Origin of the sequence: Sphingobacterium faecale (assembly GCF_016746095.1) — a bacterium.
GTDB lineage: Bacteria > Bacteroidota > Bacteroidia > Sphingobacteriales > Sphingobacteriaceae > Sphingobacterium > Sphingobacterium faecale.
The window spans coordinates 274,594-287,024 of record NZ_JAERTY010000003.1; the positions used below are offsets into that span (position 1 = coordinate 274,594).

Annotated in this window: 12 protein-coding genes; 5 read left to right on the forward strand and 7 right to left on the reverse strand. The window is 41.9% G+C overall.

Annotated elements, in window-relative coordinates; all coding sequences use genetic code 11:
* Window positions 1–8 precede the first annotated feature (8 nt).
* Genes JKG61_RS06795 through JKG61_RS06805 form a run of 3 tightly spaced genes read left to right on the forward strand, consistent with a single transcriptional unit; the run spans window position 9 to window position 1,677 of the window.
* Entirely contained in the window at window positions 9–851 is an 843-nt protein-coding gene (locus tag JKG61_RS06795) for a GNAT family N-acetyltransferase (RefSeq protein WP_202102216.1), read from the forward strand.
* Window positions 851–1,294: an N-acetyltransferase gene (locus JKG61_RS06800; protein ID WP_202102217.1), complete on the forward strand. Its 444-nt coding sequence runs from the start codon at window positions 851–853 to the stop codon at window positions 1,292–1,294. Before JKG61_RS06795 ends, JKG61_RS06800 begins: the two co-directional genes overlap by 1 nt.
* Before the next feature lie 11 nt (window positions 1,295–1,305).
* Entirely contained in the window at window positions 1,306–1,677 is a 372-nt protein-coding gene (locus JKG61_RS06805) for a DUF1801 domain-containing protein (RefSeq protein ID WP_202102218.1), read from the forward strand.
* Between the two features lie 7 nt (window positions 1,678–1,684).
* Here the strand turns inward: JKG61_RS06805 and JKG61_RS06810 are convergent, their stop codons facing one another.
* The 7 genes from JKG61_RS06810 to JKG61_RS06840 form a co-directional block, all read right to left on the reverse strand.
* A complete protein-coding gene (locus tag JKG61_RS06810) occupies window positions 1,685–2,878 on the reverse strand; it encodes an MFS transporter (protein ID WP_202102219.1) in 1,194 nt (397 codons plus the stop codon).
* An 88-nt stretch (window positions 2,879–2,966) separates the two neighbouring features.
* Window positions 2,967–3,884, reverse strand: coding sequence for a helix-turn-helix domain-containing protein (locus JKG61_RS06815; RefSeq protein ID WP_202102220.1), 918 nt, complete (start codon window positions 3,882–3,884; stop codon window positions 2,967–2,969).
* A gap of 444 nt (window positions 3,885–4,328) precedes the next feature.
* Window positions 4,329–4,883, reverse strand: a complete 555-nt coding sequence (locus tag JKG61_RS06820) for a GNAT family N-acetyltransferase (protein WP_202102221.1) — start codon at window positions 4,881–4,883, stop codon at window positions 4,329–4,331.
* A 21-nt stretch (window positions 4,884–4,904) separates the two neighbouring features.
* Window positions 4,905–7,613, reverse strand: coding sequence for a magnesium-translocating P-type ATPase (mgtA, locus tag JKG61_RS06825; RefSeq protein WP_237249400.1), 2,709 nt, complete (start codon window positions 7,611–7,613; stop codon window positions 4,905–4,907).
* Between the two features lie 74 nt (window positions 7,614–7,687).
* Entirely contained in the window at window positions 7,688–8,392 is a 705-nt protein-coding gene (locus JKG61_RS06830) for an MgtC/SapB family protein (RefSeq protein WP_202102222.1), read from the reverse strand.
* Between the two features lie 112 nt (window positions 8,393–8,504).
* Window positions 8,505–9,872: a sensor histidine kinase gene (locus JKG61_RS06835; protein WP_202102223.1), complete on the reverse strand. Its 1,368-nt coding sequence runs from the start codon at window positions 9,870–9,872 to the stop codon at window positions 8,505–8,507.
* A complete protein-coding gene (locus JKG61_RS06840; RefSeq protein WP_202102224.1) occupies window positions 9,872–10,552 on the reverse strand; it encodes a response regulator transcription factor in 681 nt (226 codons plus the stop codon). Before JKG61_RS06840 ends, JKG61_RS06835 begins: the two co-directional genes overlap by 1 nt.
* Before the next feature lie 151 nt (window positions 10,553–10,703).
* Between JKG61_RS06840 and JKG61_RS06845 the strand changes: the two genes are divergently transcribed.
* Together JKG61_RS06845 and JKG61_RS06850 are read left to right on the forward strand one after the other, a co-directional pair.
* Complete coding sequence (locus JKG61_RS06845) at window positions 10,704–11,447, forward strand: DNA alkylation repair protein (RefSeq protein ID WP_202102225.1); 744 nt, start codon at window positions 10,704–10,706, stop codon at window positions 11,445–11,447.
* Window positions 11,410–12,303 carry an SPL family radical SAM protein gene (locus tag JKG61_RS06850; RefSeq protein ID WP_202102226.1) on the forward strand — a complete coding sequence of 298 codons (894 nt, stop codon included), beginning with the start codon at window positions 11,410–11,412 and terminating at the stop codon, window positions 12,301–12,303. The genes JKG61_RS06845 and JKG61_RS06850 overlap by 38 nt, the downstream gene beginning before the upstream one ends.
* The last annotated feature ends 128 nt before the right edge of the window (window positions 12,304–12,431 follow it).

The window sequence follows — 12,431 nt, forward strand, 5'->3', positions numbered from 1 at the left end:
AAAAAAACATGCAGATACGAAGACTTACCACAGAAGATATTCCTGCTTTACTGGAATCGGTTAATGGTGCCTTTGCGGACTATATCGTCCCTTTTCAACTTAATGCCGAACAGCTGGAATTTAAGATACGTTCGGAAGACATTCTTATGGATTATTCCGTAGGTGTGTTTGATGAAGAGAAACTTATTGCATTTATTATGCATGGTGTACGTCATCATGATAACATTTATGTTGTCTATAATGGAGGTACAGGAGTACTTCCCGATTATCGGGGCAAAGGGCTTGTAGGAAAAATGTATGCGTATATCCTTCCTTTCCTGAAAGACAAAAAAACGGAAAAAACAGTACTGGAGGTTATTGAAAGCAACCGATCTGCCATCCGAGCTTATGAAAAACAGGGCTTCAACGTAAACCGTAAGCTGCTTTGTTTTTCCGGGCAATTCACGTTACATCCTACTCAGCAGGCAGCGGCTGTAATACCTCTAGAAACACTTCCCTGGGCGGATCTTCCTGCTTTTTGGGATATTACTCCAAGCTGGCAAAGTGATACACCAAGCATGTTGACTACGGCTCCGAACATACTGGGGGCTTTCTTAGAGCAACAGCTTATTGGCTATGTACTTTTTAATCCAACTAAAAAAAGGATATACCAACTGGCTGTGGCTCCTGCTTACCGTCGCAAAGGTATTGGCCAGCAGCTTTGTGCTACTGTACAAGGTCTTATTCCGAATGATACCCTACAGATCAATAATGTAGACGAGGCTAGCATTGGTTTAAAACTATTTTTCGAAAGACAAGGACTGACCAATGATATCAATCAATTGGAAATGGTTATGGAAATAACAAAGTAATGATACGATTAGCACAGGAAAAAGATTATGACCGTATGGTCGAGATTTGGCTGGAAGCGTCCATCAAAGCGCATAACTTCATTCCTGCAAAATATTGGGAAGACGGAGTTTCTGATATGCGAACAGTGTACCTACCGCAGAGCCAATCTTGGGTTTATGAGGATGAACAACAGCAGATACAGGGCTTTGCTTCGGTATTGGACAATCATATAGCCGCATTATTTGTCAATAGTCAATTGCAGGGCCGAGGAATAGGTTCTCTCTTGATCCGGTTTTTAAAAACAACATCCCGAAAACTCTCCTTGAATGTGTATGCGGATAATAAGGAAGCTGTAGATTTTTATAAAAACCATGGATTCCAAGTTGAAGAGGAGACCATGGATGAGGCCACATCCGCTAAGGATCTGGTGATGAATTGGACCACTGAACTATACACCCCTTAAAGTAGATTACAATGGAGGAACACCTACATAACTTCTATCTCGATAAATCGGAACCGAATAAAAGTTGCTTGTTAGCCTTGCGTTCAATCATCCTTCGTAGAGATGCTCATATGGTGGAAACCACCAAATATGGTATGCCTTGCTTTTGTTATAAAAACAAGGCATGCTGTTATCTTTGGGTTGATAAAAAGAACGCTGAGCCTTACATTCTTTTTGTCGAAGGAAACTTATTGGCACATCCTGAACTTGAGGTAGGCGACCGATCACGTATGAAAATATTACGTATTGATCCCAATCAGGACATTGCGATTGATACCGTGACCGAAATACTAGATGACGCTTTGGAACTGTATCGCAACGGTACGATTAAAACCAAGGGCTAAGTAAAACTTAGCCTCTAGCCTGAACTCTGTACATTCCGAAAACCACTAACACTAATAATATCGCGAAGAGCAAATAACGTACCGCCAGGTCTGCTTGTGTAGATACATTACCGCTGATAGAAATCAACGAACTGGCTATCGAAGTAATAATATACACCAATCCTCCCATCAGCCCTCCTGCTGTACCGGCATTCGCTGGAAAAAACAGCATACTACTGGTAAAAAATGTAGTAAATAAAACACCTGAGATAATATGGATTAAGAACGCAAAACTTACCATAATGTAGATACTCTGGTAAAAGCAGCTTATCACCAACAGGCTCACTATGGCCGTCAACTGTACACCGATAGGATAAGCGACCCTTTCTTTGAATTCCGTATTCATACGGCGCTTTGCAATAAGACCTCCTATCATCCACGAGAAGCCGAGCAGTAATGTACAATATCCAATCGTTACCGAAGTAAAATGGAAGGTATTTTCGATAATAAATGGCCCTGTGATATTAAATAACATGACGACGGAATAGCTCAGCCCCAGCACAAGAATACCAAGGATAAATAACTTGTTCTGTAGCATTGTTTTATAGACTTTGACATACTCGACTATTTTTATCTTTTTCTTTTGTGCTATGCTTTCTCCACTATAACACAGCTCAAATAGCAGCAATACGGCCGCATAACCTGCCAGAAAATAAAAATTGGTTTTCCAATTAAACATCTTTTCCAGGTAGCCTCCTAAAAACGGCGCCAATATAGGACCACAAGACCATACAATGGTAAAATAACTTAAGTAATTTTTAAGACGCTCCCCTTGGTATAAGTCGGCAAATAATGCCCTGGTAGCCACGACCAGTATAGACACAGCTATTCCCTGTATCGCTCTCCATAGACAGATAATAAAAACACTATCGGTATAGGTGATAGCCATGCTACTCAACAAAAGGATGAACAAGGCTAATAATCTAGGGCGATAACGACCAATGCTATCCAAGATACTGCCGATAAACAGCTGCGAGATACCATAACTCAATAAATATGTCGTCAATGTCAATTGAATATCCCTTTCGTCAACACCAAGGTTTCTGGCCATCGCCGGAAATGAAGGCAAGTAAATATCCGTTACAAAACCTGATAGCGGCATCGATATAAATGCCATCAGTGTTACCAATTTAATCCGTTCCTGCGAAGCCTGTCTCAACATATCATTTGATTTATTATGGAACAAAAGTAGAGACTATCTCCTATTCACACATTTTACCTGACAAAGCAATAATTATAAAAATCAAAGATTACTTACTTTCCTGACGAAACCGTAGCGGAGCAACCTGCGCATTCTTCTTAAAAAAATTATTGAAATGTGTTGGTTCCTCAAAACCCAAGGTATATCCGATTTCTGCGACATTCCAGTCGGTATAGGTTAGCAGATTCTTGGCTTCTTCGAACACCTTTCTTTTGATAAGCTGGGTCGTCGTTAGATTCGTAACTGATTTGACAGAAGCATTCAGGTGGTTGACATGCACATGTAAGCGAGTGGCAAAATCTGCTGCTGTACGCAATTCGAGTGGATAAGCGGGCGAATCCAACGGAAACTGTTTATGAAGCAACTCATCAAACATACGGTATATACGCACAGCTCCCGACTGATTCTCTACCTCCAAATCATCAAAACGCCATTCCAATGCCAAGTGCAGTATCGCGGCGAGATTGCTTTTTATAGCATTACACCGAAGTAGGTAGTTGGAATGGTTCAATCGGTACATATTGTTAAAAAACGTTGTTACCGTCTGCAGTTGCTCTTCATTAAGGAAGATTATCGGTTTACTCCACTCTTTGAAAAGGGATGTTTTCTTGAAGGGTTCGAAAGCCTGACTTCCCGAAAAAAATTCTTGGTTAAACAGGCAGAAATAACCTTCTTGCTGATTGGTGTCGCAGACCCAGGAATAAGGAATATTAAGTGCCGGCAAGAATAAAACAGGACGGTCTATATACAGTTCATGTTTACCATACTTGAACCATCCCTTCCCGATGATCAAACTAATTTTATAAAAATCGCGGCGATTATAGGGGGTTTTAAAATCGCAGTATTTGCGTGGCGAAATATTAAAATGTGATTTTCCAATTTCGAAATCATTGATTTCATCCTTACCATCGTGCAGATGACTCAACCGTTTGTAGTAATCTTCTAATGTTTCTAGCCGTTCACTCATGTAAACACAAAATTACAAAAATCAAACATTAATCGCTAAAACCAAAAATCTATCTAATGTAAAGATTGCTTCGCATAGCTCGCAAGGACGTACTAGTATAGCCGTCACTGCGAATGCAATAAAGCAGTCTCTACGTAACAGATTGCTTCGCATAGCTACCAATGACGTGCCCGCCTAGCCGTCACTGCGAGGGTTAAGTTTTTTAACAAACACAGAGGAGGTTTGATGACAGTAAAAGTAAACGTCACCTCGACCTTGTGGAGAGGTCTATTAACTGCATAGGGTTAATATATAGCTTGTAGATCTCTCCGCTACGGTCGAGAGGACGACATAGTTTCCAAACGGAGCTTGCGAGCTCACCATAGATAATCTGTCATTGGCAGGGAATGAAGCAGTCTCTATAAAACAGATTGCTTCGCACAGCTCGCAGTGACGTACTAATGATTACTTCTTGTATTCTCTTTTCAATACGGCAAAAATCTCTCCATCGACAAAACGTCCTTTTTCAAAGAAGTAATCCCGCAGTATGCCTTCGGATGAAAGTCCTACCTTTTCCAATAATCTACGCGAAGCGATATTGGCAGGATCGATAAAGGCTTCTATACGATTCAACTTAAACTGCGAAAAACCGTAATCCAATATACATTGAATTGCTTCGGTCATCATTCCTTTTTGCCAAAAACGGGGATGCAGTTCATATCCTATCTCTGCCCGGCTATGCTCGGTGGCAAAATTATGAAAACCACAGGTACCGATCAGTGCTTCAGGCTCTTCCTTTAGGCAGATAGCCCAGCGGATGGTATCTTTCCGTACATAACGATCCTCCCAAATTTTAACAAGGTCATGTGCTTCCTTAATATCGTGAAATGTAGGCAGGTCGAAAAATTCTGTGACCTCATCTTTGGAAAAATAGGAATACAGCGCCTCCGCATCGGAGGGCTGTATTTGTCTTAACTGTAAGCGTTCAGTACCTAACAGTGGAAATTTATCAAAACTCATAGGCCATAAAAGTACCTAAAATTACAACCAGGTGTTGAACTTTTTAATAAACCAATTCTTGACTACCTGAGTAAGCAAGCAATACGATACTAATATTCCGATCAACCAAGGGAAGTAACTAAGTGGCAATGGTTGCATCTTTAATGCTTCTGCAAATGGTGAGAATGGCAATAGAATACCGATCAGCATAATCAGTGAAGTCAACGCGACTACCGGTGCAGCTGCCCAGCTCTGTATAAATGGAATCTTGCGGGTACGTATCATGTGAATAATCAACGTCTGCGACAGCAATCCTTCTACAAACCAACCCGTCTGAAACAGGGTTTCATGCTCTGGGCTATTGGCTTTGAAGACGAAATACAATACAGCAAACGTCGCAAAATCGAATATGGAACTAATCGGGCCTATATATATCATAAATCTGGATACACCTGCCGCATCCCATTTACGTGGCTTTTGGATGAAATCTTCGTCCATTTTATCCCAAGGGATAGATATCTGCGAGATATCGTACAACAGGTTCTGGATCAACAGGTGCATGGGCAACATCGGCAGGAAAGGCAAAAAAGCACTCGCCCCCAACATACTGAACATGTTTCCAAAGTTACTGCTAGTCGTCATATTGATATACTTGATAATATTACCAAAGGTCCGTCTTCCGTAGATGACACCTTTACGCAATACCATGAGATCCTTCTCTAATAAAATAATATCTGCACTTTCTTTAGCAACATCGACAGCGGTATCGACACTGATACCAACATCGGCTTCTTTCAATGCTGCGGCATCGTTGATACCATCCCCCATAAAACCAACGGTATGTCCTTTTTCCCGTAATGCTTTGACAACACGTACTTTTTGAAGTGGGTTAAGCTTAGCGAATACCGACACGGACTCCACGCAGTTACTCAAATCCTCATCCGACATCTGCTCCAATTCGGCTCCACGTACAATATGCTGTACAGGAATACCGATATCTTTACATATCTTCTGGGTCACAGTTTCATTATCTCCTGTCACCACTTTTACTTCTACGCCCAACTTGTGAAGCGCCTCGATAGCTGGTTGAGCTGATGGCTTGGCGGGATCCAAGAAACCGATGAAACCTGTTAAAGTCATTCCTTTTTCATCTCCAATACCATAAGTCAGCGGGTGTGATGCATCAAACTCTTTAATAGCTACAAGGAGTACACGCAGACCTTCATCATTCATTTTCTTGGAAGTCTGCAATACAATCCTACGCATGGTATCATCCATTGGAATGGCCTTATCATTCTCGACATGGAGGCTTCTGTCTTCTCCCGGCTCAAAAGCATAATCACAAAGAGCTAACATTTCCTCTACTGCACCTTTACAGATCAACAAGTGTTTGCCATCGTGTTTTTTCAAGATGACCGACATACGACGGCGCTCAAAATCAAAAGGTATCTCATCTACTTTCAGATATTGCTCCTCGACCTTCAGGTAATCATGCAATTCGACATGTTCCAACACCGCTTTATCCATTAGATTTTTAAGTCCGGTCTGATGAAAGCTATTCAAATAAGCCCATTTCAACACCTCATCGTCTTCAATACCATAGACATTAAGGTGTTTTTCGAGGACGATTTTATCAAGGGTCAATGTACCTGTCTTGTCTGTACATAACACATCCATCGCTCCTATATTCTGTATAGAGTTCAGGCGTTTGACGATCACCTTACGCTTGCTCATATTGACAGCTCCCTTTGCCAGGTTGGCGGTGACAATCATGGGTAGCATCTCTGGTGTCAACCCTACGGCTATCGCTATCGCAAATAGTAACGCTTCCAGCCAGTCTCCTTTGACTAAACCATTGATCAGGAATATGACCGGAACCATCACCAGCATAAAACGGATCAGCAATAGACTGACATTATTGATCCCCTTATCAAAGCTGGTCTCTGGCCTTTCACTGGTTATGGATTTACTGATACTACCGAAATAAGTGTAATTACCCGTAGCCACGACTACAGCCATCGCTGCACCACTCACCACATTAGTTCCCATAAAACAGAGGTTACGCAATTCGATGACCTGCATATTTTCTGCATCACGCACAGGCAGATGATGTTTTTCTACAGGCAATGCCTCTCCTGTGAGCATACTCTCACTCACAAAAAGATCCTTACTGCTAAGAATACGGCAGTCTGCAGGAATCATATCTCCTGCAGAAAGGTAGACGATATCTCCAGGTACCAACTCCGCAATTGGAATTTCCCTTTTTATCTTAGACTTACGCGATACGGTAGCAGTGGTTTTCACCATTCCCTTAAGCTTTTCGGCGGCGCTATTGCTTCTAAACTCTTGGATAAAACGTAATAATACGCTTAGGAATACCATAACCAATACGACTGTAACGGTCATATAATCCTTTTCGTGTGCAGGAGCCAACCACACATCAATAACAAAAGACACTAAGGCTATCGCCAATAATATATAGATAAAGGGATTGGCAAAAGCCTGGAGCAACTGTATATACCACTTGGGCGCCTTTTGATGCTGTACCTCATTAGGTCCGAATTTTGCACGTCGGTCTTCGGCGATACGATCGGTAATGCCCTCCTCATTGGTCTCCAACATGGCATATACCCATTTGTCATCCTGCGCAGAAGCATTCCGCAATTTGGTCACGGTTCCTAGGTTCATACCGCTAGAGCCTAGTGTTGTTTGGAGTGCATCCTTAATCCTGTTGTTCATCTTTAATGCCATAAGATTCTCTGTTTATTCTAATTTCAACGGTTCAAAAATCTGTTAATGATCTCTTTCCATACTAGTCTGTATGGTTATAACTCTGATTGTGCGCCGATAATCTCCCAGCTCACCTTCGCTACTTTTTCCTGTATCGTCAGGCGGCTGGCAACACTTTCGATTAAGCTATCCTGCGGGGTAACTGCTCTGATAATAGCTGTGATTATAACATACGACTTATCTTCGCTATCGTCACTGGACAGTGACTTTAGCAGTACTCTGTCCTCATTGCTCAACATCTGCATCAAGGATACCCGAACGGCATTCTCCACATCTGTATTACATTTGAGCTTAATCATATAATCCACCTGTTCGTGTTCCGACTTGGAGAAGCTAATGCGTCCTAAAAACAAACCAAGCGGTCGTAACAACAAGTGGGTCAATATTATTGCCAGGGCTACCAAAGTCGCCTGTGGATACAATCCTACTCCACACAGTGCACCTACAGCAGCAGAACACCAAATGGTAGCCGCTGTATTCAAGCCCTGTACCGTCCCCCCATCTTTCATGATGACACCTGCCCCCAAGAAACCGATACCACTGACGATATAGGATGCTACCCGACCGGTCGCATCTCCGGCGATCTCGGCAGCGAGTAACAAGAAAGAGGCAGCACCCAATGATACTAATGTATTGGTACGGAGTCCGGCGCTTCGCTGGCGCCATTGTCTCTCTATACCTATTAATGCGCCTAATAAAAAAGCGACGGCAAGTCGTGTTGCAAAGTCAAGAATTCCCATTGTCACAGATTTTTATTGTTTACAAAAACAAAGATCCTATAACAACAACAAAATAGCCGTTAGAGTGTTGGTAGAAAAAGATTAGAATTTTATTAGAAAGGGATTGGGTGGTTTATAAATGTGGTAATTTGAGATAAAATGTTGTTCCTTTCTGCAGGGTAGAATCAATCTGTATGCTTCCCTGATGTAAGGAGACAATTTTATGGGTCAGGGAGAGACCGATACCATTACCATCGGTAAAAGTTTTATTCTCCCCTCTAAAAAAAGGCGTAAAAATACGCTCGATATCTTGTGCTGAGATTCCGATGCCATTATCCTCAAATGTCAGAAAGACATTAGTTTTATCAAATCCAATGGATACGGTACACTTGTGATTGTTGGAGAATTTGCACCCATTGTCGATCAGGTTGGCAAAAGCCACTTTGAGTAGGTAGGCATTGCCCTGAACAGAGATGGAGGTGTCATCTTCAATCTCGCCATCGAATTCCAGACCTATTGTATAGGAGGGCTCAGCCGACTGTACCTGTTGCAGCGCATCGATCAATACTTCGTCTATACGTGTCGGTTTGAATGTTATTTCTGTTGGATCATAACTTGCCTTGGCCAGATCCAGTAGACTATTGGACAATTTGGTCAAGCGTTTAGCATCATTTAGCGCTCTATCAATAATCAATTTATAATCTGCAATAGCCTGGTCCTTGGAAGTCGACAGTTCCAATTCAGCGATTATAGCAGCCAAGGGGGTACGTAGCTCGTGTGCGATATTAGACACGAAATGCTTCTGGGCATCAAAAGAACTCTCTAAGCGATCCAACATACCGTTGAATGTATCGGCCAAGCGTGCCAATTCGTCGCCATTAGCCGAGCTCTCAATACGTAAATCTAAATTCGTAGCTGATATATTCCGCGCCCGCTCAGTCATGGCATTTATCGGCCGGAAGAAGCGTCTGGAGAAATACTTACCAGCTATATATATAATCAATAGCGCTATGACCAAACCGACCAACATCGCCTTTAAGAGATAGTCAAGCTTACGGTAGCCGTATTCATCATAGGCTGCTGCTGTCACAATATAGTCTTTACCCTCATACGGATATAATAAACCTATTACCTGCCATTTGTCCTGATAGAAATATAGCTTTTGCTCCTTTGCCAACTTGCTGAGCATATCGGGCGTTTCCTTCACAAAATCGATGTCAACCGCATCATGGTATAGGAGTTTGTGCTCGGTATCATAGATCGCAACCTCAACCTCATTTAGGATCTTACGGTTATTGTGGTATATATCCTGTAGAGTCTGCTTATCGACGCGTGCATTCAAAAAAACGTTGGCCTTCGTAATAGCCTCTTTCTCTAAAAGTGCATAGAATTCACGTTCACGGTTATTCACTGAAGTGTGATATACCGCAAAAGCAAACAACAACAGGATAGCTCCTGTAATCGCTGTAAAAACCAAGGTAAGCCGCGTCCGAATCTGCATTAATCCTGTTTTAGTATGAACCCCATGCCCGATTTAGTATGGATGAGCTTCGTGTCAAAATTCTCATCCACCTTTTTTCGGAGGTAATTTATATATACATTGATAAAATTAGTTCCCGTATCAAAGTGCGTATCCCATACTTTCTCCGCTATCTCTACACGAGACAATACCCGTTCCGGATTCTGCATCATGTATTCTAAGAGCTTAAATTCTTTTGGTGTCAGATTAAGCTCCACCTCTCCCCTTTTTACCACCTTGGTATGTAGATTCATTTCCAGATCACCATATTTCACTATGAATCCTGTTGGTGATGCAGGCCTTCCATTACGTTTTAACAATGCCCTTACCCGCACCATGAGCTCGCGCATTTCAAACGGTTTGACCAAATAATCATCAGCTCCGGCATCAAAGCCTTCAACTTTATCGTCTGTTGTCCCTAAAGCAGTAAGCATTATAATAGGCACATCCGGTTTAATCTGTCGGATTTCTTTACATAAATCCAATCCATCTATTTTCGGCAAGATGATATCCGTAATGATTAATTCGTAATCGTTCTGTAGCGCCAATTTTTTAGCAGACAATCCATCGTAGGCAATCATCGATGTGAATCCTTGTTCGTCCAACCCCCGTTGAATCAACTCTGCTACACGAATATCGTCTTCGACTATTAAGATGTTCATACGTAAATACTGTTAATAGTAGTCCAAAACTAAGTAAATATATTCAATTTGACTATCAACTGGCGCTTTGCTTTTGCGGAGCCTACAAAATCTCAAACAAGTACTGGGCGAAACACTTATATTTACTGCTGATAAGCCATGAACGATTGGAATGGAAAAAATCAACTCTAAAGTAGCGGTAAGCAATATCATAAAGGAATCGTTGGAAGTTCTGGAACGCTGTGGAGCCGATGAATTCTTTGCAACTCTACATAAGGATCTGTTAAAAAAGAAAATCAGATTTCCTTTATTGGAATTTGCTACCCGACAAATTATAATTCAGGTGCCTTCTTCAAAACAAATACAGCTAGCAGACCGTATTATCGAGATGCAGGAGATTGGCAGTCAGGTTCTTGCAGGAATCATCCTACAGACCCGACTTGATCTAGACTTTGAGGGTTCGATAGCAAAGGCTTGCGCTTACATTCAATATGGCAACGAATGGTATGTGTGCGATATTATAGGCGAACGGGTACTGGGTTACGCTTTATTAACCAATCCAGAACGAACAATCCCGGTACTCCAACACTTATCATCTCATGAGAATAAATGGATCGTCCGTACTGTAGGTGTAGCTACACATTACGCCGTCAAAAAAGGACTTGACAAGAGTTTTGTTGAAACAGTATTTCAGATCCTATTGAACTGCACCAATACCACTGACTTTCACACCAAGAAAGGTATCGGCTGGGGAGCCAAGACGGTGGCACGATTTCATCCGGACATAGTAGCTAATTATACAGCACAGATTATGGCTCCCACGACGAAGCAGTGGTTTCGTACTAAAATCAATATCGGCCTTAACCGCAACAAAAGTCATGACACAACGAATCTCAGCAAAAAGCATACTCCATAAAACCAAGCGAAGGGATTCTTGGTTTTTGGATGACTATACGCTCAACCCCTATAGCAGTTGTTCTTTCAACTGCCTGTACTGCTACACCCGAGGTAGTAAGTATGGGATAAATATGGAGGAAAAATTGAGTGTAAAGGAAAATGCTGTAGAATTGTTGGACAAGCAATTGACCCTACGCGCCCGTAAACAACAATATGGAATCATTGTACTCTCATCAGCGACAGATCCCTATTTACACATAGAAGCTTCTGAGAAATTGACAAGACAGCTTTTGGAAGTCATCCTTCATCACCGGTTTCCGGTTCACGTACTGACTAAGTCTGACCTCGTGGTCCGCGATTTTGATCTGTTAAAAGCAATAGATAAACAGGCCATTCTACCAGTAGACTTACAGGACAAATTAACCCATAAGGCTTTTCTGAGTTTTTCTTTTTCTACCATTGATGACGCTGTAGGGCATATTTTCGAACCTGGAGCCACAGCACCATCCGCACGGCTATCGGCTATCACTCAGGCGCGTGCACGGGGTCTTCATTGTGGGGTTAGCCTGATGCCTCTTTTGCCTTTTATCTCAGACACTACAGCTCAGCTCGACCTGATGTTTCAAACCTTCCAGGCGTTGGATATTTCTTATATTTTTCCAGCGACCTTGACTCTACATGGGAACGATATAACCGATAGCAAGACACTTGTGTTAAGAGCTATCGCTAAGCATTATCCAGATTTACTCCCCCGGTACCAACACTATTTTGCAGTTGATTCGCAGATGCCAGCCTATTATCGCAAGGCCTTTTCTAAAAAAATGCAAGAACTCTGTCACGAATATCAACTGCCGAACACCCTGTTTGATAGATAGGCCCTACGAATCACACCATATTATCTATTTAGTTTTATTTTTTGTATATTACCACCTAGGCCAGACACCTGATATTGTTACCACTAGTTATGTGTCCGCTTCTTAACCTTAACTGTATACTTTTTTTT